Genomic DNA, 21,202 nt, shown 5'->3' with positions numbered 1-21,202 from the left:
TCCTAAAGGCGGAGGGCACGGCTGGCAGCATGGCGGGCAAAGCTGAGCGTCACAGCCTTGCGGCGGGCCGGGGCTAGGTCGAAGCGGGGAGCCCTGCGCACAATCTCGGCCCCAAAGCCATCGGCTACAATCAAGCCGGGGGCTTGATCGCCATGGGCGGGAATAAGGTCGACCGGGAAGTCTGGCGCGACAGCAAAGTAAAACAGATCGCAATAGGGCGCATATTCGGGCCATTTCGCATCGGTGCGAAAATCCTCAACCCCGGATTTGACTTCAACAATCACCAACTCGCCCTTATGGCTCAACCCGCAAATGTCGGCCCGTCGGTTATTGGCCAGGGTAAATTCCCAAATCGGGGCATAGCCGGCGTGGATGAGACAGCGTGTCGCGCCATGGCGCACCGCCACGGTCACATCTGGCCGGGCCGCTGGCATGGCAGGGGCCAGACTTGTGTCAACCGCCACATGGGCCAAAAGATCAGGGGTCGATGGGTCAAGCATGTCCCATCATGTTCCATTTATGTTCTTTTGTCGAGGGGGCTATTTCTTGCCCTTTTTCGCGCCTGGCCAAGGCTGCACGTCCAATTTGGTCCAGTGCTGGGCCTTGGTGGTTGGCTCGGCATCGGGTCCTAGGCCACGGAAATAGGCCTTTTGCCACTTGTCTTTGCGGGCCTGTGAATCCGGCACTTCCAATTCCTTGTTGAAGGCATTGCGGCTGTCCTGCCAAGCCTCATAGGCCTCGCGCAGGCCCTCTTCGGTTTCAACGGGTCGGAATTCGGGCTTTACCTGTTCGATCTGGGCCAGATTGACCGGGAAAATATGGGCGAACGGCTCACCCTTCTCAAAGCGCACGGGATGGAACGCCCGCGTCATCACCCAATTCATGGTGAAGGTGTAATGCGACCAATCGGTCTCGATAATGCCGGACAAAGCAGAAATCCCGTCCTTGGGATTGTTCATCGGCCCCGTCGTCATCAATTGCGTGCCGGGTTCGGTGCGGAAAATCTGGTTGACGTGGAAGGTCAAGACACCATGGCCGAAGTGGCTGGTCGGATGGGGCCAACCGTCCTCAAGAATCTCCACCACCATGGCGTCAGGGCTTGGCCCACCATCCCAGGTCACTTCAAACGAACACGGGCACAACAGCTCCCAGCCATATTGATTGGCGATATTGAGAGGCAGGCAGCGGTAGGCAAACCGGTCGGACGTGGAATCCATCCAAGGGCGTTGGGCGGGGCCTGGGCGCATCTCGGTTGGGGGAAAACCGAGGGTATAGGAAATCAGTTTCATGGGTGGGCTTCCTGAAGCGGTATCAGCCTGTGTCTAACCGTGCGGACCTGCGTTGGAAAGACGCGTTCAGCCGCACACTGTCGGTGCACGAAGGCTGTGATAGCTCAGCCGATCAGAGCACGCACGGCCCAGAAAATCATTCCCCACAAAAAGCCTGAGGCCACCAGTGCAAACAAGATTGTTTGCTGCCATGACCATTTCGCGCCACTCGCATGGGTGGAGGAGACCGCCTGTGCGGCGGCAGGGTGGGTCGCCTGTGGCCGCTGGGGGGCTACGGGGGCGAGCTTGCCGGAAAAAGCTGGATCCAACTGGGTCATCGCTGCATTAAAGCTGGCAAAGCTTATGCATCTGTTAACCACAAGGTCTGTTGGGCGTGCTTTGTGAGCCCTATCTGTTTATCTGACCATCAAATTGTGCCAGAAGCCCGCCCATTGACGCGGCAAAGCCTGCAATCGGAGACATCGGACATGACCCAACCCGCCCCCATAGTGACTGTCGGTACCGGTGCCGGGGCTGTCCGCATTGGTAATGCCTTGCCGATCAGCTTTATCTGTGGGCCTTGTGCGATGGAAAGTCGGGACCATGCGCTCGAAACCGCCCAATGGCTGAAAGAGACCTATGGCCGTCTCGGGGCAGGCCTGATTTACAAGACCAGCTTTGACAAAGCCAATCGCTCCAGCCTGACCGGCGCACGCGGTTTTGGTTTGGACAATGCCATGGCGGTGTTCCAAGAGATCAAAGACAAACTGGGTCTGCCAGTTCTGACCGATGTGCATACTGAAGAGCAGTGCCGCGTTGTCGGTGAAGTGGTTGATGTGCTGCAAATCCCGGCCTTTTTGTGCCGCCAGACCGATCTTCTGATTGCTGCTGCCCAGACGGGCAAGGTCGTCAATGTGAAGAAGGGCCAATTCCTCGCGCCGTGGGATATGAAAAATGTCATCGCCAAAGTCACTGGATCGGGCAATCCCAATGTGCTGGTGACAGAGCGCGGGGCAAGCTTTGGCTATAATACATTGGTGACCGACTTCCGCGGCTTGCCGATCATGGCAGGCTTTGGTGCCCCGGTGGTGTTTGATGCCACCCATTCGGTGCAGCAGCCCGGCGGCAAAGGCGATTCTTCGGGTGGAGATCGCACAATGGTCAAATATCTGGCCCGTGCCGCTGCGGCAGTGGGCGTAGCCGCCATTTTCATGGAAAGCCATCCTGACCCCGACAAAGCGCCATCGGATGGCCCAAACATGGTGCCATTTGCCGAGCTGGAAGCCGTTGTCCAAGGCATTCTGGCTCACGACCGGATCACCAAGGGCCAGTAAGTCCTGCTGTGGCAGGCTAGCAACAGGGTTTTGATAAGCTGACAAATCAAGATGTTTTGCCACCTACCCAGCACTTTACGGGGTGGGCGCAGCTGACTATGCACGACGTCAAGGTGCTCTGGTTATCAGACACCCCATCCACAGGAGATTGATTCAAGCATGACTGATTACTGACACGGGGCGCGCGCCTTGGTGCCAACGCCGCCCGATAAGCTTGGATTTTCAGAGCCTGCTCTGACGATCTTTGTGCGTTGCACTCTGATGACCTTCGTGGCTTGCCAGACCTTATGATCCGCCTCTGCGGCTTATTGCTGGCCTTGCTTGAACTTCCACCGACAGTGCCCAGATGTGCCGCCCCGCAGCGGTGGTGTTTCTGTCGATTTTCCTGTGTGACTTATGACCGAATATTTCGATGACGAAGATGATGCGACGACGCGTCAACAAAAAGCCCGGATCGGCCAGATCATGGCCTATCTCTGGGCCCATTGGACCAGCCAGCCCATCAAATTTGTGGCGGTCATCGTTCTGATGATGCTGGCGACAGCCTGTGAACTTGTGCTGCCTGCCTTATCTGGCAAGATTGTTGAAGCTTTGACCGAGGGCCCGCTGGCGGCTGGTCGCGCCTTTGACCTGTTTGGCCTTTTTGCTGCGGTTGCTGCAGGCATGTTCATCCTGCGCAATGTTTTGGTGCGGATCTGGAACCGCTTTGCGTCGCGCAACATGGCCAATATCACCAAAGCAAGCTTTGCCGACGTCCAGCGGTTTTCCAGCCAATGGCATAGCGACAATTTTGCCGGTGCCACGGTGCGCCGAGTCAGTCGGGCTATGTGGGCGTATGATGTGCTTTCGGACAATTTCCTCTGGTTCATTCTGCCTGCAGCCATCGTGCTGTTAGGTTTGACCGGCATCATGCTGGCCAATTGGCCCCTGATCGGACTTTATGTTGGGGTGTCGATCTCTATCTTCACTTTGGCCAGCATTTTGATGGCGCGCTACCATATTCAAGAAGCCAATGAGCGTTCCAACTCGGCCGATACGGCGATTGGTGCGGCTTTGGCTGATGCGGTTTCTGCCAATCCAACCGTGAAAGCTTTTGGTGCTGAGGCACGCGAAGAGGCGCGCTTTGGCGCGGTTGTTGAGAAATGGCGCGCTTTGGTCACCACAACTTGGATGCGCTATGTCGATGGCTGGGCCTTGTCCAATACAATTCTTTGGGCGTTGCAAGTCGGGCTGTTGGGTTTGGTGCTGATTGAGTGGAAGGAAGGCCGTGCAAGCCCCGGTGATGCCACCTTCGCCCTGACCAGCTATTTTCTGATCGCCAGTTATCTGCGCAATTTGGGTGAAACCGTGCAACAGATTCAGCGTGGTTTTGCTGACATCGAAGATGCGGTTGCCTATAGTCTGGAAGTCGAGGATGTGGCCGATGCGTCCGATGCGCGCGCATTCGTACCGGGGCCGGGTGAGATTGTGTTTGATCAGGTTAGCTTCGCCTATCGTGGGCAGAGTGAGCCACTCTATCAGGACTTTTCTCTGACGATCCGGCCCGGGGAAACCGTCGCACTGGTTGGCCAGACGGGGTCAGGCAAGTCAACCTTCGTGAAGCTTCTCCAACGTCTTTATGATGTCGATGCTGGGGCGATCCGGATCGACGGGCAGGATGTCCGCACTGTCCGGCAAGACTGCTTGCGGGCGGCGATTGCGCTTGTGCCGCAGGACCCGGCCTTGTTCCACCGCACCTTGCGCGAAAACATTGCCTATGCCCGACCCGATGCGAGCGACGCCGATGTGACCGCCGCGATTGCAGATGCACGCGCCGATGCCTTTATTTCACGCCTGCCCAAGGGGCTTGAGACCCAGGTGGGAGAGCGAGGGGTGAAATTGTCAGGCGGTGAGCGGCAACGCGTGGCCCTTGCCCGCGCCTTCCTCGCCGATGCCCGTATTCTGATCTTGGATGAGGCAACATCATCACTGGATACCCAGACTGAGCGGGATGTGCAGGATGCGATGAAGAGCCTCGCGGCCAACAAGACCACCATATTGATCGCTCACCGCCTGTCGACCGTGCGCGAAGCCGATAGGATTTTGGTGTTCGAAGCTGGCAGGATCGTCGAGCAGGGGACACATGACAGCCTCGTTGCTGCCGGGGGTGCCTATGCGCGCCTCAATGCCCTCTCCATTGGCGACAAATTGGGTGGTGCGCTCGATCTGCACGCCGAATTGAGCGTGCACCAAGATGATGCCACGTCGTGATGCGTGATGGGGCAGACTGAAACCCGTTTGACCTCTGCAGCTTAACCGCCCTTGCCCTCATCGCAATCCCGTGATCATGTGCGCGCCACAGATCACGGGTCCGTCAACCTGCGGCATCCGGGTATCAGGGCCTATCGGGATTTATTGCACACAGTAAAGCCCGATAAACAGGTTCTAAATCAAATATCTAGAGGTGCGATGTGGTCGTATTAGAGCTGCACGCGCCTCGGTTGGCTGGAGAGTTTTGCTATGGGCGATCTTTGGACCGTCATTTGGAATGTTGTTTTTGCCGCTGGGATTCTGGTCACTTTGGCGACTATTTTCCCGGTTGCGCGCGAGATGAAGCACCACCCCAAAGGGCTTCGTGTCCTGTTTTTTGCCGAAATGTGGGAACGGTTTTCCTATTATGGCATGCGGGGCTTGTTGACGGTCTATCTGGTTCAGCACTTCCTGTTTGATCAGGCTGATGCCCAGAAAACCTATTCCTCATACACAACGCTCGTCTATCTCCTGCCACTGGTGGGCGGTGTTCTGGCCGACCGCTTCTTGGGGACCCGCAAAGCGATTGCCTTCGGGGCCTTGGCGCTGGTGTTTGGCCATTTTGCCATGGGTTTTGAGGGCAAGCCAACCACCCAGACCCTGACCTACCAAGGCGCGACCTATGAGTTTGTCACCCAGGGCCGCAACGAAGATTATGTCGCCAAGCTAAAGATTGGCGAGCAGGCCTATGCCTATGAGGCCAGTGAGAAGGGGATCGCGATTAAGGATCTGCCGGCGAACGCGCCTGTTCCGGCCTTGCTGCCAGCTGGCAGCTATGAACTCAAAAAGGTCAAGTCAGAGGGCCCGTTTGAGATCATTTTCTATATCGCACTGTCCTTGATCATTCTGGGCGTGGGCTTTTTGAAGCCGAGCATTTCCTCAATCGTCGGCCAATTATATCCAGAAGGTGATCCACGGCGCGATCCGGGCTTCACCCTCTATTATTACGGCATCAATCTGGGGGCATTCTGGGCCGCCATTTTGTGTGGGGCTTTGGGCACAGTGGTGGGTTGGTGGGCCGGCTTTGGCCTTGCCGGTGTCGGCATGTTGGCGGGCTATATTGCCTTTGTACGCGGCAAGGACAGTCTGGAAGGCAAGGGAGAACCGCCTGATCCTGAGGCTTTGAAGAAGAAAGTCCTCGGGCCATTGAGCTTGGAGCATGCGATCTATGTGGCTGCAATCATTTCAGTGCCGCTGATCTGGTTCTTGGTACAAAACAACCAATTGGTGGGCCGCATGCTGGCAGCCGGATCGGTGGCTGTGTTGGTCTATATTATTTACCACATGGCGACTGCCTGCAGCAAAGAAGAGGCTGGGCGTCTGATTTTGGCGCTGGTCTTGATCGCGGCCTCAGTGGTGTTCTGGACGCTGTTTGAGCAAGCAGGTTCGTCGCTGTCCTTGTTTACTGCCACCAATGTGGCCTTGCCCAGCAATGGCTTTTTGACCATCAGCGCCCCGCAGACCCAGAGCTTCAACTCTGGCTTCATTCTGATCTTCGCGCCTGTGTTTGCTTGGCTGTGGGTGAAATTGGGCCAACGCAATATGGACCCTTCAGCGCCGATGAAATTCGCGCTTGCTTTGGTGCAAGTCGGTCTGGGCTTCCTCATCCTCGTTTGGGGTGCGCGCTTTGCCGATGCCGATGCGCGCGTGCCCGTCATTTTCCTGGCCTTGGCTTATCTTCTGCACACCACGGGCGAATTGTGTTTAAGTCCAGTGGGTTTGAGCTGGATGACCAAATTGTCCACGCCCAAACTTCTGTCCACCATCATGGCGACATGGTTCCTGGCCAGTTCGGGCGCGCAGTATTTGGGTGGGATCATCGCGCAATTGACAGCAACTGAAACCGTCGCCGGTCAGGTCACAGATCCTGCCAAGGCATTGGCAACCTCGCTAGAGGTGTTCAACACCATCGGCCTGTGGTCGATCGGGATTGGCGTGGTGATGGGTTTGGCCTCGCCACTGTTAAAGAAGCTCGCCCATGGCGTGAAATAAGGACGCTAGTCGGCAACCCCTTTGGACGGGATCAGAACGGGCCTTTCACCAGAATGTACCAGATCCCGTCCTTTGAGCGTTCCCGATATTGGGTGCGGCTGATAATGCCTGACCGCCGATCCGGGCTGTAGTCGGTGCGCACACGCGTGAACCGATTGCCATTGGGATCTTCAAAGCCAAACTCAATACTGAGGTTCTTATAGGCCTTGGTTTCGATCCACCCGCCCCAGGCTTGGACTGCGGCCCAATGAAACTCCTGATCGGGGCGATAGTCGGTATTGTTGTCGCCTCGCCACAGCCAAGCCCCCATGCGTAACTTCTTCTTCGGCAACTCATAGGTGATATTGGTGTTGAGGCTGCGACCGTCCCAACCCGAGAAAGGACGCGGCTTTTGGGTAATGGGATCGGTCAATTCAGAATCCCGCCAGCGGTAATTGCCCTCAAACTCAAGACCGTGCAGCAGGGCCTCCAAAGGAATGGTCCAAGACAGATTATAGCCCCAGCGTTGCGCTGTCGGCACATTGCCCAGCGCCACCCCGCCATTGCGGGTTGGGACCAGCGTGAGCTGATCTTCAAATGATTCCTGGACCAGCGAGGCGTTGATCACACCGCGTTTGCCCCAGCGCCGCTCGACCCCGATCAAGCCCGACCACACTTGTTCTGGCCGCAATTCCGGATTGCCGCTGTTTTGGTTGTTGTCACCAACCGAGGCAGAATCTGCAAAAGCCCCGAAGTCGAGCTGGCCGACACTGCGTTCTACTTCCACCCGATAGGTCCAGCCATCTTGTGGCTTCCAGGCCGCCTTGATGCGAGGCTTGGGATAAAAGAACGAACGCGTCTTTCCAGAAGGTCCGGTCTGTTCAATGGTGGACCACTCCCCCGTCAGGGTCGATTCCAGTGTCAGCTTGGGTGAGATGGTCCAAGAATCGCTGATAAAGGCCTCTTTGCGGTTTTCAGAAACTTCGGTTGAGGAGATATCACTCGGGCGCACGACATAAATGATGCCGTCACCTTGCGAGTATTGACCCGTGAAATCCAAGCGATTGTGGGCGATTTCACCGCCGGTTTCGATCTGATGGGCTCCGAATTTACGCTTGAAGGTCGCCCGCGCCACCTGTTCGGATGTCTCTGAGGAGGAGATAAAGCGCCCAAAAGTGCGGGGCTGGTTAACGCGGTTGAACCCGGCCAGTGATAAGTCGTCATCGTGGCTACCCTTCACCAATAGGGCCAGTTTTCCCGTCCAACCCGCCAAAGTGCGTTCCACATCCCCGCCAATTTCCCAGCGTTGTGTCTGGTTAGCCTCTCTGCCTTCATCAATGCGGAAGGGAAGGGTGGCGGCCGGAAAATAGGCGGCGTGAACCCAATTGCGGTGGAAGCGGCCTTCAAGATAGCTGGCATTGAGATTGACTTTAGCCTCCCCCATTTTGCCATCTATTGCCAATGTGGCTTGAGCATATTTCGACCGGCGGCGGTCATCGTTCGGCCCGCTTTCGAGGAAGGTACCATCAGGACTACGGATGCCTTCAAAGCCGACAAAATTGTCGGCATTTTCCACTTCGGCTTGCAGGCCTGTTGTAATGGAAAAGCCAGCGATCTTGTTGGTATAAGAAACATCCAGCTTGGGCCTTATGCGACCGCTCGACAGGCCAGTCGCTTGTACTTCCCATTTCCCGCTTGCCTTTGCATCCTCTTTGCGGACAACATTGACCACCAAGCTCTTGCCCGGGGCAAGGGCACCTGCTGCGGCTCCTTCCAGCAATTCCACCTGGGCAACATTGGCGGCGGGAATGCGGTTGAGGATGCTGTAAAGGCCTTCATTCTTGCTGGTCGGGCGCGCGCCATCGATCAACACATTGCCTGCCGTGGCCCCGAAGCCGCGGACCGACTCGCCATCATCAATGCTAAATCCGGGCAGTCGATTGACCATATCCGCGGCGGTCTGGGGGGTGATGTCAGCAAAATAAGCAGGCAGGAAAACCCGCTTGCCATTGACCAACTCAGGCAAAGCATTGGCTGCAACCGCACTTTGGGCGGGCTTATTGCCGGGCAGGTTTTGCGCATGCGCTGTGGCAATACCAACCCCGGAAAAACAGATGAATGGCGCGACGCTACACATCAATGCGCGCTGGTGAAGAATTGCCATGGGTTTGTCCCTGCCCTGAAATAACTGGCAGTCTGTATCGGCGATCTTGCGCTCAAATACCCGTGAAAAGGATGTCATGAAGCATTTTTAATCAAGGCACTTGTGCGATTGCGCCGGTTTTGAGGCGTGAAGTTACTTTCCCAATTCGGCCAGAGGGGCTAAGTCCTGCGTTATGAGAATAACGCACCTTATTGCTGGCTTCTGGATCGGCGTCATCGGTTTTGGCTTGGTTGCGACCGGGCCGATCATGGCGCCGCCAGTTGCCAATGCTGGCAGTGGGTTCTCCAATGGCTTTGCAGACTTGTCGGCCAGGCTGCAGCCTGCGGTGGTGGGAATAAGGGCCAAGCGTCTCATTCCGGGGGCCCCACGCGATCAGATCCATGCCAATGCCGCAGGCAGTTCAACCGGGTCAGGATTTGTCATAGATCCGCGCGGCGTGGTGGTTACCAATAATCACGTGATCGAAGGCAATGATCAATTCGAGATTATTCTGGTCGACGGGACGACTTTGGCGGCCAATTTGGTTGGGCGCGATAGCGAGACGGATTTGGCGGTGCTGCGCGTTGTCGGCACGCAGCGTCTGGCGAGTGTGGCATGGGGCAATAGTGACACCGCGCGCGTTGGTGATTGGGCCATTGCTATTGGCAGCCCGTTCGGGCTGGGCAATTCCTTATCTGTCGGGGTGATCTCAGCGCGCAATCGTGACCTGCAAGCAGGCCGCTATGACGATTTCCTCCAGACTGATGCTGCCATCAACCGGGGCAATTCCGGGGGACCTCTCTTCAATGCGCGCGGCGAAGTTATCGGCGTGAACACCGCCATTGTCTCGCCCGGCGGGACCCAGGGTGGTTCAGTTGGAGTTGGCTTTGCCGTCCCGTCTAATTTGGCTCGGCAAGTTGTGGCCGATATTTTGGCCAATGGCAGCGTGCAGCGTGGTTGGATCGGGGTGCGCGCGCGCTTGTTGAGCGCGGCAGAAGGCGGCAATGGTCAGAATGGCGTGGTGGTTGCTGATGTGGCTCCGAATTCGCCTGCCGCCCGGGCCGGATTGCGGCTGGGAGACCGGATCCAGAGTTGGAATGGCCAGCCGGTTACCGACCCACGCGCCTTGGCCCGTTTTGTTGCGGGGACCAAAGCAGGCACGCGGGTTCGGTTGCAAGGCTTTCGCGGTCGTCAGGCGATTTTCGCCAATCTGGTGGTCGGTCAACCTCCCGCAGAGGCGCGTCCACCGCGCGGCGTGGCAAGCCCGACTGTGACGGCCTTGGGCCTTGTGTTGCGCGCGGCAGCCCCCGCTGATCGCAGCAAGCTGCCAGCCAATGTGCGCGTGGTGATCAGCGCACTTGATCCTTTTGGCCCCGGCAAGGATCAAATTCGTCCAGGTGATGGCTTGATCGAAGTGCAGGGCAGGGCGGTCACGTCGCCGCAAGATGCGCGCGCCGCTTTGGAGGCTGCCGCCCGCAAGCGCGATGCTGTTGTGGTACGCCTGTACCGTGATGGGCAATCCATCTATCGTGCGCTGCGGCCCACCCGCTAGAATCATGCGCGAAAGCTGGACGTTTTGAACCGCCTCCAGTATCGCTGAGGCACAGGTCTGCGGGGCTTATTCGGATCGATAAGTCGCCACCTTCGGACCCAATTTTCACGATCTGGGTGCGCAGCCAGGTTCACCATGAACAAAGCGCGGTCAGTGACACACGAGCTGAGGAAGTCAGGATGGCAGGTGGCCGTGACGAGGTGCCTTATGATTGGGATAAGGTCATCAATCCTGAACCCCCGGTCCGGGCTCGCAAACCTAAGCCCCAGCCTGTGACCCGGTCCAAGCGGGCAGCGGCCGGTTTTCGGCTGCCCAAGCTTGGTGTGCTTGAATGGATGATGGCCGTCACCAGTGCAGTGATCGTGGTCGGTCTTTTGGTCCTATTCTATATGTCATGGGTGTTTCAGGTCGAAGGTCGGGGCGTTGCCGCCCAAGATGAAGGCCAAATCCCTGTGGTGGAAGGCTTTGCCCCCGGACAACCCAAGCCGGCGGACGTTTTGTTCCGCATCGGTGGGTCAGCCAGCATGGGTCCTGGCCTGATGAGCGATCTGGTTTCGGCTTGGATGCGGGCGCGTGGCTTTGGTGCTATTAAAATATCCTCCCAAGACAAAGTTATCGAGATTTCTGGATCGCGCGGTGGCAAAACGTCACGGATTTTGATTGGTATGGGCTCGTCCCATGGTGGCTTTGAGGCCTTAACCCAACAACGTGTTGAGGCCGTTATGTCGAGCCGTCAGGTTCTGGCGAGCGAAGCGGATCGGCTTTCCGCGCTCGGTAATCTGACCAAGGCTGCCAGCGAGAAAGTCATCGGGCTGGATGCCAGTCTGGTGATCGTCAACCGCAATAATCCGCTCAATCGGATCGACACCGAAACCCTGTCCCGCATCCTCACCGGCGAAATCAGCGATTGGAAGCAAGTGTCGAAGGATGCCAGCGGGCGGATCAATATCAAGCTTGAGGATTTGGGCGCAGACCATGATGCGGGTCCAACGGGGCGCTTGCTCGGCGACCGGGAAGCCCCAGATACAGCTGCATTCTTTACCGATTCCCTGTGGGTTTCTGATGCGGTCAGCCGTGACGAGAACGCCATTGGTATCACCCGCCGGGTTGGCAATGGTGTAAAGACATTGATGTTGAACGAGCGGGGCGCGCGTTCTGTGGGGGCGGATGATTTTTCGATTGCGACCGAAACCTATCCCTTTACCCATCGACTTTATCTTTATGTCGGCACCTCAGGGGTTGATCCCAATGTGCGTGATTTTGCAGATTTTGCGGCCTCTCCGCAGGGTCAGGAAGTGGTCGCGCGTTTGGGTTTGACCCCCTTGCGGCTGAATGCGGTTCGCGTGTTAAGCCCACCGGATGCACCCTCAGACTATCGACGCTTCTCCCGCTTTGCTGAGCGGATGAATTTCGACATCCGCTTCTATGAGGGAACCAACGAGCCTGATTCCCGCGCGGAAGAAGATATGAAGCGGCTGGTCGCTTTCCTCAACAAAAACCAAGTCGACAAACGCCGCATCGCCATCTTGGGGTTTGCGGACAATGTTGGGGCAGGTCCAACCAATATTGGTTTGGCCCAATCGCGCGCCGAGACAGTGGCCTTGGCTCTGCAAGGCCTTGGGGTGACGCCGGGTCTGGTGCGGGCCTATGGGGAAGCACTGCCAGTCGGGTCTAATTCTGACGAGCGGGGACGAACCCGCAATCGGCGCGTCGAGGTGTGGCTGTGTTCGCCGCCAGCCTGTCCGCTGATCACCGTCGGTTCAGAGGCTGATTCCGGCAAGCGTGGCATTCCGGCCGGTGTCCGCTTGGGGGCCCCTCGACCGCCGGTCGAGGGAGAGCCGGTGCCAAAGGGCTAAGGAAGCCGCGATCTGACTTAGCCGCCGCTGCTGGCTGGCTTCGTGGGCAATTGGTTGATCCATTCTGCCATCAGGCGGGTCAGTTCTGGATTGTAAGGTGATGTGGTCACAGGCTTGCCTGCTTGATTGGCTTCACGAACCTCAGCGCGACTGGCCTGCAGATCAAAGCCGTGGCCGGTCAATGGCAGGAAGCGGTAAGTTGCCGTGCCGGGGCGATAGAAATTGACCACATCGACAATACGTTGATGGTCGCGCTCATCAATGGCGGCAAAGTCTGCCTCACCATAAATCGCCAGAACTGGAGCCTTGGTGTCGCGCCAAGCTGCCACTGTATCTTGAGCTGCAACGCCGCGCCAATAGGCGAGGTTGCGTCCTAGAATCTGATCATCGCCATCCCATTGCAGCGCAGAGCGCAGCATGGCCTCGTGGTTGGGGTTTTCGCTGGCGATTGTCTTGAGGCTGACATCTTCATTGAAGATGCGCTGCATCAAGGGGCGCAGTGCCTTGGCAGCCTGTTCACCCTCGGCCGGATCGGTCTTGGCTGACAGGAAGCCCTGCATCGCAAACAATTCCTGCATGTAGTCCTGCCAATTGCGCAGGGCTGTCCCATAGACCATGACGCCGCGCGGTGCAGGCCCTTTGGCGGCCACCAATGGGGCTTGGATGCCTCCCATTGAATGGCCCAGAATGATGATGCGATCGGGGGCGATACCACGGTCCTCGATCAGAGCCTTATAGCCTGCCTCAAAGGCCGCAACTTCGGTTGTAAAATCAGTCTGCAAGCAATGGACCGGATTGATACTGTCCCCCATACTGGCCTTTTCAATCCGATAGGACCCGATGCCGACTTCGGCCAAGGTCTTGGCCAGCAGGTGATAAGGATGGGTGGGCGGGCCTTCCACACTGCCGCAGCCATAACCTTGGATCAGGAAGACAACAGGTGCCTGTGGGGCGGGCTTTTGCGGCAAGACCAAAATATCGCGCAAGCGCCCATTCTGAAAAGCCACGGTGCCATAGCGCACATCGGCTCCAGGTATGGCTTCCAGGGGCCGTGCGACTGCCTTTGCCGATACGGTTTGGCTGGTTTCACCGCGTTTGATTGTGATGCTTGCAGTTTCACCTGCACGCAGCTGGCCAGCAGCAGCGGCGAGATCAGCATTGGTCGGCGTGGGCTTGCCGTTGACCGCAGTGATCACATCGCCCGGGGTAATGCCTGCCTGAGCTGCGGTTGATTGGGCGGTCACTTGGGTCACGCGCGGCCCTTGGGCTGTGGCTTCGAGCGCAACACCCAGCGCGCCCCGACGCACCAATTCTTCTGTCTTGGTGGTTGCTGCCAGTGCTGTCGTCGCAGCTAAAGTCGGAAGCCCTGATACAAAAATCGTAGCCAACAAAAGTTTGCGCATTGCCCAATCTCCCTGCGTCAAATCCCTGCCGCTCACTAAAAGGTAATGGGCGACAGACACAAATGAATTCGGGGTAAGAATTCCGGCTCAGGCCGGGCGCACGAAGGCATTGCGAGAGATGCCTTGGAAGAAAAGGGCGCTTTCCAGACTGCCATGGTCGATGCGCGCCGGTGCACGTGCGGCCACAATCGGCTTGGCATAATAAGCAATCCCCAGACCAGCGGCCTCGATCATCATCAGATCATTGGCTCCATCGCCAATCGCCAATGTATGGGTCAGCGGCAGTTTGAGGCGGGCAGCATCCTCTTTAAGGGCGGCAAGCTTGGCTTCTTTGCCCAAAATCGGCTGGCCGACCTGCCCGGTCAGATGTGTGCCGTCATCAATCAGGCGATTGGCGCGCTGGCTATGAAAGCCTGCAGCGGCGGCGACGCGGCTGGTGAAAAAGGTGAAGCCCCCAGAAACCAAAGCGCACTGGGCCCCCAGATGCGCCATGGTCTTGATAAAGATTTCTGCGCCCGGATTAAGCCTAACCCGCGCGTGATAGCAGTCTTCAAGTGCGGTAAGAGGCAAGCCTGCCAACATGGCGACACGGGCGGTCAGCGCCCCTTCAAAATCAAGCTCTCCGGCCATGGCACGCTCAGTAATGGCTGAGACTTCGGCCTTCTTGCCAGCAAAATCAGCCAGCTCATCCAGACATTCACAGCCGATAATGGTTGAATCCATGTCTGCCACCACCAGACCCATGCGCATCGGTGCCTTGGTGGAAACATCAAGCGGCAGGCCCTGAAGCCAGGAAATGGCCTCTTCCACATCCCCGGTTGCTGCGGACAGGTGAACGGCTTCCCCCGCTTCGATGGTTGAGATGGCCATGTCTCCCCAAAGGGCCTCAAGGCGCGCCACTGCTTCTTCAAGCACTTTTTCGCCACTGGGGCTGACCAATACGAGGGATGGCACATTCGTCTCCATGATTGACCTGCACACTCAAAGCATGGCGCGAGGGTGTAAGTTGAGCTAGAGGAAGGCCATGCAGACCCCCCTCCTTATTCTTGGCCCGACCGCATCGGGCAAGACCGCCTATGCGATTGGTGCTGCAATCAAGCACAATGGCGAAGTGGTCAATATGGACTCGATGCAGGTCTATCGTGATCTGTCGGTTTTGACAGCACGTCCTGATGCTCAAGAGCTTGCAGCAGCACCCCATCACATGTTCGGCCACATTGATGGGGCAGAGACTTATTCCACTGGCAGCTGGCTCGCTGATGCACAAGCCGCCATACATGCCATCCAAGCGCGCGGCCGCAGACCCATTTTGGTGGGCGGCACCGGTCTTTATGCGCATGCTTTAACCCAAGGCTTGGTACCCACTCCACCGGTGCCTGCCGATGTGCGGGCAGCAACCCGCCGGGCAGTGGGGGCAGACACACGTGCCGCGCACGCCCGCCTTAAGCAGATTGACCCCGAGGCAGCCCGTCGGATTGAGCCGCGCGATGCTGTGCGCATCGCCCGCGCCTTAGAAGTGTTTGAGGCCACGGGCAGGAGCTTGTCGGACTGGCACAAAGACCCCCAGCCGCCCATTCTCGCCCCCGGGACGTGGGAAGGCATTGCCTTGATGCCAGAGCGCGATGTGCTTTATGCCCGGATTGAAGCCCGCTTTGAGAAAATGATGGAGACAGGCGGCCTGGAAGAGGCCCATCGGCTCTATGAACGCGGCCTTGACCCGGATTTGCCCGTGATGAAGGCCGTCGGCATGCCGGGACTCATCGACTTTTTCGAAGGCCGGATAGGCCTCGACCAAGCGGTGGCACGCTCTATCCTTGACAGCCGGCATTATGCCAAGCGGCAAATGACGTGGATCCGTAATCGTGCCGCAGATTGGAAAGTGATCCCGGTATGAGCGGGAAAACCCATCTTTCTGTTGCTGCTGCCTATGATGCGTGGGCGGCGACCTATGACAGCTATGACAATCCGATGGTGTTTGCTGCAAGCCGCGCACTAGCCACTGACGGGGCCAGTGTCGGCGGCAAGGATTGCCTTGAATTCGGCTGCGGGACCGGGCGTAATCTTGCAGCATTTTTGGGCGCAGGCGCGCGTGAGGTTGTGGGCTTTGACGCTTCTGCAGCCATGCTGGCACAGGCGCATAAGACCTGCCCGCAGGCCCGGCTCTTTCAGGCAGACATGCAGGCTGACGTGCCACTCAACACGGCAAGCTTTGACCATATTCTGTTTTGTCTGACGCTCGAACATGTGGGCGATCTGGTCGCGCCCTTGAGGGCGGCGCGGCGGGTAGCCCGCCCATTGGCGACCATTCGCATCGTGGAAATCCATCCGTTCATCTCGTTACAGGGCATCGCCGCCCATTTTCGGACAGAGGCGGGCGAGGACATCACCATGCCGACCTTTTCCCATCGCTTTGCGGACTTTTTGGGTGCGTTTCAGGCCGCTGGCCTCATGGTTCAGCATGTTCGAGAATGGGTCGGGCGGGATTTCGGCCCAGATGCCCCCCACAAAATCACCCGGCGCGGGGCAGACTGGCCTTGGTTGGTGGATTGGACCTTAACGCCACGCGGCTGAGGCCCCGCTGCTGCAGACGGCGCGCTTGCGCTTTGGCCCGCATTGTTTCAACACACTGCCACAGATCGGGCTTTCGACAGACGCTCAGATCGCACCTAGAAAAATCAGGGTAGGCAGCGGCCCGCCCCCCAATGCTCAGGAGGTTTCATCATGTCAGGTCCGTTAAGCGGTGTCAGAGTGGTTGAGTTTGAGGCCATTGGTCCCGGCCCGTTCTGCGGCATGTTGCTGTCTGACCTCGGGGCTGATGTGATCCGGATTGATGGGCCACGCTCCCGCTCAGGCGGTGGTGCCAAAGACGTCACAGGCCGGGGGCGGCGCTCAATCAGCCTTGATTTGAAAGACCCTAAGGATGTTGAGACCTGCCTCAAGCTTTTGGAAAAGGCCGATGCCTTGATCGAGGGTTATCGTCCTGGCGTGCTGGAAAAGCTGGGCCTTGGGCCTGATGTCGTGCTCGCCCGCAATCCGCGGCTGGTTTATGGTCGCATGACGGGATGGGGCCAATTCGGCCCCTTGGCTAAGGCTGCCGGTCATGACCTCAATTATATCGCGTTGACAGGGGCCTTGTGGGCAACAGGGCGGCAAGGCCAGCCACCGGCCCCGCCGCTTAATCTGATTGGCGATTATGGCGGGGGTGCGCTTTATCTGGCGTTCGGCTTGCTCGCCGGGGTGATCCACGCCCGCGCTACCGGTGAGGGCCAAGTGATTGATGCGGCCATGACCGATGGGGCCGCGTCGCTGACCTCAATGTTCTGGGGCATGCGCGCCAGCGGCATCTGGCAGGACGAGCGCGATGCCAATATGCTTGATGGTGGTGCCCATTTTTATGATTGCTATGAAACAAGCGATGGCAAATGGGTGTCGATCGGTTCAATTGAACCCCAATTCTATGCCCTGCTCTTGCAGAAGGCTGAGATTACCGACCCCGCCTTTCTGAACCAGTTTGATAAGGCCAATTGGCCTGCTCTGTCTGACAAGATTGCCGCCATCTTCAAGACACGGACGCGCGATGAGTGGTGCGCGTTGATGGAAGGCACGGATGTATGTTTTGCCCCTGTCCTGGATTGGCAGGAGGCCGCCACACATCCCCATAATGTCGCCCGCCAGACTTTTGTGGAGATTGATGGGGTAACCCAGCCTGCACCCGCACCGCGCTTTTCCAAAACCCCCGGCGCAATCCGGGGTGTGGCCCCAAAGCCCGGTCAACATGGCGAGGCGATTCTGGCCGAATGGGGGATCACATCGTGAGTTCGTTAGAGGGAACCACGGGGCGGCGTCGCATCTATCTGATGCGCCATGGCCATGTTGACTATGGCTCACGCGAGGTGGTCAAAGCTCAAGACCCGACCATTGCGCGCCTGACACCCTTGGGCAAGGAACAGGCTAAAGCTGCCGCTGCCGCTTTTGCCCACGTGCCCCTCGACATTGCGATGTGTTCAGGCTTGCGGCGGACGCGTGAAACAGCAGAAATTGTTTTGTCCCAGCATATGAACCCGCCTGTGCTGGAGGACGAACCGGCTTTGACCGAATTGCATTCGGGCAAATTCATTCCCTTTGCCACGCGCGAGGAATTAAGCGCCTATTTGACCTTCACATTCGAGCAGGCCGGCAAAGAGGGGGCGACCTTTTTTGAAGGCGGGGAATTGTTTGCTGATGCATATGTGCGCGCTGTCAGCGCGATTGAGGCGCTGTTGCATCGGCCTGGTTGGGCCAGTGCCCTGGTTGTGGCTCATGAGGGCATCAACCGGCTGCTTCTGGGCTGGATGTGCGGGGCAGGGCCTGCAGCCTCGCTGCCGTTTGAGCAGGATCTGGCCTGCGTCAATGTGCTGGACTTCGACCTCGTACCCGAAGAAGGCGATAATCCGATCAGTCGGATTGAGCGGCGCATCATCAAGGCCACCAATGTCACCCCATATGGCTGGCTGAAAGCCGGGATGCATCAGACCAGCTTTGAGGCCATCTTCACGGCACCAGAACTGGAAGATGAGGTGGAGGGTTAGGGCCTAGCTGCCCTTACCCTTTCCAACTGCCCCCCGCTCGAGATAACGGATCGCGGTCAGTACATGGGTGCGCACGCCGAGGGGCAGGATATCTTCGTTGATATCGAAATTGGGTGCATGATTAATCACCCAGTCGCTCTCGGGCACACCGGCCTTGCTGGCCCCCAGATTATAGAAGACGCCGGGAATTTTGGCCTGATAATCTGAGAAATCTTCCGAGCCGGTCTTGGGGGGACGATTGATATCGACTTTGCCAGACCCGGCAGCTTCTTCCAGCACTGGCAGGATGGCGCGGGCCAGTTCTGGGTCATTATAGGTCACCCGGCTACCATCATAGGGGTCGCCCAGATTGAACGCGATGCGTCCTTCAGCCCCATAAGCGGCAGCCAGGGTCATCACGCTGTGTTCCATCCGTTCTTTGATCTGGCGGCGCTGAGCGGCATCAAAGGTGCGCAATGTCCCGCCAAGTTCGACGGTATCGGGGATGATATTATGCCGAACCCCGCCATGAACCATGGATGTGGTGATAACCGTCGGCGTGGCCGTGACATCCACCGTACGTGCCGCCAGACGATTGAAGTCTTGGATGATGGCGGCTTGCAATGACATAATGTCGATCCCACCCCAAGGGGCTGCCCCATGGGTTTGCTTGCCCTTCAAAAACACCTGAAACTTATCCGCCGCCGCCATAAAGCCGCCAGCGCGATATTGGATGGTGCCGGGGACACCGGGGGCCACATGCAGGCCAAATATCGCCGAGGGTGCAGGATTTGCCAGCACGCCTTCTTCAATCATCAAGGAGGCCCCACCTTTTTCACCCGGAGGTGCGCCTTCTTCTGCGGGCTGAAAGATAAAGACGATGGTGCCGGGGATGCGGTCTTTCATCCGGGCCAAAACCTCTGCCGCGCCCATCAACATGGCGGTATGGGCATCATGGCCGCAGGCATGGGCGACCGGCACTTTTGCGCCCAAATATTCCCCGGTCGCCTTGGATGCAAACGGCAGGCCTGTCGCTTCCAGCACAGGCAAAGCATCCATATCGGCCCGCAACGCCACAACAGGGCCCGGACGGCCACCGCGCAAAATGCCAACCACGCCAGTCTTGGCCACGTTTTCCCGCACCTCAAGACCCAATGATTTCAAATGAGCGGCTACCAGCGCGCTGGTGCGAAACTCCCGATTTGATAATTCTGGATGCTCGTGGATGTCACGCCGCCACGCAATGACTTTCCCAGCGATGGCATCGGCTGCTGTCGTGATCTCTGTGGCCGGGATCGGGGTCACCACCGGGCTCGGCGCTTTGGCAGCAGAAATCATGGAAAGAGCCAGAACAAGGCTTGCGGCGCGGAGGGGTAGGACAGTGCTCATCACGAGATCGTTATGTGGATGGGGCCCGGTGTCAATTGCTTAGGCCATGCCGGAAGCGCAGTCGTGGCAGTGTCCGGACTGGTCGGGGGGCAAATCTGGGTTAGACTGCGCCGTAAAGGCGGGACAAAACCCGCAGGCTTGGGGAGATGGCTATGGCGATCGATATTGCCCGTGCAGCAGATACAGCCAAGGCGCTGGCGCCGGCACCGACCTTGAAGGGGGTGCATCACAGCGCATTCCGCTGTCGGGATGCTGAAGAAACCCGTCAATTCTACGAGGATATTCTGGGCTTGCCGTTGAAAGCGGCGCTGGTGTTCGAAGAAGAGCCCGGCTCAGGCCGACCGATTCCCTATATGCATCTCTTCTTCGAGCTGGGTGATGGCAATTATGTCGCTTTCTTCGATGTGCCGGAAGGTGCCCATAGCGGTAAGTTCAAGATGAAATGGGGCATGGACTTGCACTTTGCCATGGAAGCAGAAAGCCATGAGGCCATGATGGCCTTCAAAGCCAGGCTTGATGCGGCCGGCATTCCCTGTTTTGGCCCGATCGACCATCATTTCGTCCACTCGATCTATTTTTATGATCCCAATGGCATCAATGTGGAAATCACCTGTCGAGATGCCCAGCATGATGCGATTATGGCGCAGGAGGCGGCCAGTGCCGCCGAGGTGATTGCCGCCTGGACAGCGCGCACGGCGGCACAAAAAACCGCTAATTTGGCCCAAAGTAGCAAGCCCTGATGCCACGTCTTTATCTGATCCGGCATGGCGAGCCTGCTGCCACGTGGGGAGCCCATCCCGATCCGGGCTTATCCGCACTTGGCCACGCTCAAGCCGAGGCCGTCGCTGCCCGGTTGGCGCAGACCGGTGCGCGAAACCTGATCTCATCGCCCTTGGCCCGCTGCCAGGAAACCGCTGGCCCAAGTGCGGGCAGGCTTGCCCAAGCCCCGCTTATCGAGCGCCGCGTCGCCGAAATCCACGTGGCGGCGGGGGTTGAAGATATGCGGTCTTGGTTGACCCAAGTGATGAGTGGGACATGGCGGGATGCGATCATCGACCCGGTTCTGCGGGACTGGCGTCATCAAATTGGGCAAGCCTTGTTGGCGTTGCAGGAAGATACGCTGGTGTTCAGCCATTTCGTGGCGATCAACGCCGCCGTTGGCCTTGCCACACAAAGTGACCGCGTCACTGTGTTCAAACCGGGCCATGCCTCCGTCACCATCCTCAGTCATGATGGGCAAGGCTTGCGTCTGGAAACACTGGGGGATGAGGCGGCGATTGTGCTGACCTGAAGGGGCCGGCCATCGCAGACAGCTTCAAAACGCTGTGAAATCGCAGCTATGTGACAAGTTTCATTGCCGCAAGGCCAACGGACATGCTAAGCGCGCGGCCTTGCTTAGACTTTGCATGCTCGCAGATCGGGGCAGCCAGTCTGGCCAAATTTATCCCCA

General features: G+C 58.0%; 18 protein-coding genes. 11 read left to right on the top strand and 7 right to left on the bottom strand.

The genetic code is table 11. The features are described 5' to 3' along the window. Positions 1-2: 2 nt before the first annotated feature. From PbB2_RS12005 to PbB2_RS11995, 3 genes are all read right to left on the bottom strand, one after another. Entirely contained in the window at positions 3-434 is a 432-nt protein-coding gene (locus PbB2_RS12005; protein ID WP_108985630.1) for an MmcB family DNA repair protein, read from the bottom strand. Positions 435-539: 105 nt separating this feature from the next. Continuing rightward, positions 540-1,289, bottom strand: a complete 750-nt coding sequence (locus tag PbB2_RS12000; RefSeq protein WP_108985561.1) for a DUF6065 family protein — start codon at positions 1,287-1,289, stop codon at positions 540-542. Between the two features lie 104 nt (positions 1,290-1,393). Further along, positions 1,394-1,606, bottom strand: a complete 213-nt coding sequence (locus PbB2_RS11995; protein WP_108985560.1) for a hypothetical protein — start codon at positions 1,604-1,606, stop codon at positions 1,394-1,396. A 150-nt stretch (positions 1,607-1,756) separates the two neighbouring features. On the opposite strand from PbB2_RS11995, the gene kdsA reads away from it, so the two are divergent. The 3 genes from kdsA (at position 1,757) to PbB2_RS11980 (ending at position 6,883) form a co-directional block, all read left to right on the top strand. Further along, positions 1,757-2,602, top strand: a complete 846-nt coding sequence (gene kdsA / locus PbB2_RS11990; protein ID WP_108985629.1) for a 3-deoxy-8-phosphooctulonate synthase — start codon at positions 1,757-1,759, stop codon at positions 2,600-2,602. Between the two features lie 396 nt (positions 2,603-2,998). Then, entirely contained in the window at positions 2,999-4,852 is a 1,854-nt protein-coding gene (locus PbB2_RS11985) for an ABC transporter ATP-binding protein (RefSeq protein ID WP_108985559.1), read from the top strand. Positions 4,853-5,101: 249 nt separating this feature from the next. Next, positions 5,102-6,883: a peptide MFS transporter gene (locus PbB2_RS11980; protein ID WP_108985558.1), complete on the top strand. Its 1,782-nt coding sequence runs from the start codon at positions 5,102-5,104 to the stop codon at positions 6,881-6,883. Positions 6,884-6,914: 31 nt separating this feature from the next. Here the strand turns inward: PbB2_RS11980 and PbB2_RS11975 are convergent, their stop codons facing one another. Next, a complete protein-coding gene (locus tag PbB2_RS11975; protein ID WP_192576313.1) occupies positions 6,915-9,026 on the bottom strand; it encodes a TonB-dependent receptor plug domain-containing protein in 2,112 nt (703 codons plus the stop codon). Between the two features lie 172 nt (positions 9,027-9,198). On the opposite strand from PbB2_RS11975, the gene PbB2_RS11970 reads away from it, so the two are divergent. After that, positions 9,199-10,557: a S1C family serine protease gene (locus tag PbB2_RS11970; protein WP_108985556.1), complete on the top strand. Its 1,359-nt coding sequence runs from the start codon at positions 9,199-9,201 to the stop codon at positions 10,555-10,557. 179 nt (positions 10,558-10,736) lie between these two features. Next, a complete protein-coding gene (locus PbB2_RS11965) occupies positions 10,737-12,413 on the top strand; it encodes a phosphate ABC transporter substrate-binding/OmpA family protein (protein ID WP_108985555.1) in 1,677 nt (558 codons plus the stop codon). Between the two features lie 17 nt (positions 12,414-12,430). Here PbB2_RS11965 and PbB2_RS11960 read toward each other — a convergent pair whose 3' ends face one another. Both PbB2_RS11960 and serB read right to left on the bottom strand, forming a co-directional pair. Then, positions 12,431-13,816 (bottom strand): alpha/beta fold hydrolase, encoded by a 1,386-nt coding sequence (locus PbB2_RS11960; protein WP_108985554.1) that lies wholly within the window; start codon positions 13,814-13,816, stop codon positions 12,431-12,433. Positions 13,817-13,903: 87 nt separating this feature from the next. Further along, on the bottom strand, positions 13,904-14,782 hold the full coding sequence (gene serB / locus PbB2_RS11955) for a phosphoserine phosphatase SerB (protein WP_108985553.1): 879 nt from the start codon (positions 14,780-14,782) through the stop codon (positions 13,904-13,906). Between the two features lie 58 nt (positions 14,783-14,840). On the opposite strand from serB, the gene miaA reads away from it, so the two are divergent. From miaA to PbB2_RS11935, 4 genes are all read left to right on the top strand, one after another. After that, complete coding sequence (gene miaA, locus PbB2_RS11950) at positions 14,841-15,710, top strand: tRNA (adenosine(37)-N6)-dimethylallyltransferase MiaA (protein WP_108985552.1); 870 nt, start codon at positions 14,841-14,843, stop codon at positions 15,708-15,710. Next, positions 15,707-16,387 carry a class I SAM-dependent methyltransferase gene (locus PbB2_RS11945; protein WP_108985551.1) on the top strand — a complete coding sequence of 227 codons (681 nt, stop codon included), beginning with the start codon at positions 15,707-15,709 and terminating at the stop codon, positions 16,385-16,387. Before miaA ends, PbB2_RS11945 begins: the two co-directional genes overlap by 4 nt. Before the next feature lie 147 nt (positions 16,388-16,534). Beyond that, positions 16,535-17,632, top strand: coding sequence for a CaiB/BaiF CoA transferase family protein (locus tag PbB2_RS11940; protein ID WP_108985550.1), 1,098 nt, complete (start codon positions 16,535-16,537; stop codon positions 17,630-17,632). After that, the gene (locus PbB2_RS11935; RefSeq protein ID WP_238164994.1) at positions 17,614-18,384 is read left to right on the top strand and encodes a histidine phosphatase family protein; all 771 of its coding nucleotides are present in this window, start codon (positions 17,614-17,616) and stop codon (positions 18,382-18,384) included. The genes PbB2_RS11940 and PbB2_RS11935 overlap by 19 nt, the downstream gene beginning before the upstream one ends. 3 nt (positions 18,385-18,387) lie before the next feature. On the opposite strand, the gene PbB2_RS11930 is transcribed toward PbB2_RS11935, so the two are convergent. After that, positions 18,388-19,752: an amidohydrolase gene (locus PbB2_RS11930; protein ID WP_108985549.1), complete on the bottom strand. Its 1,365-nt coding sequence runs from the start codon at positions 19,750-19,752 to the stop codon at positions 18,388-18,390. Positions 19,753-19,904: 152 nt separating this feature from the next. Between PbB2_RS11930 and PbB2_RS11925 the strand changes: the two genes are divergently transcribed. Together PbB2_RS11925 and PbB2_RS11920 are read left to right on the top strand one after the other, a co-directional pair. After that, positions 19,905-20,492: a VOC family protein gene (locus tag PbB2_RS11925; protein WP_108985548.1), complete on the top strand. Its 588-nt coding sequence runs from the start codon at positions 19,905-19,907 to the stop codon at positions 20,490-20,492. Further along, complete coding sequence (locus tag PbB2_RS11920) at positions 20,492-21,043, top strand: histidine phosphatase family protein (RefSeq protein WP_108985547.1); 552 nt, start codon at positions 20,492-20,494, stop codon at positions 21,041-21,043. Before PbB2_RS11925 ends, PbB2_RS11920 begins: the two co-directional genes overlap by 1 nt. The last annotated feature ends 159 nt before the right edge of the window (positions 21,044-21,202 follow it).

This window comes from Candidatus Phycosocius bacilliformis, assembly GCF_003112735.1.
Lineage (GTDB): Bacteria > Pseudomonadota > Alphaproteobacteria > Caulobacterales > Aquidulcibacteraceae > Aquidulcibacter > Aquidulcibacter bacilliformis.
Note: the sequence above shows the minus strand (reverse complement) of the source record. Positions and strands in the feature narration are given on the sequence as shown.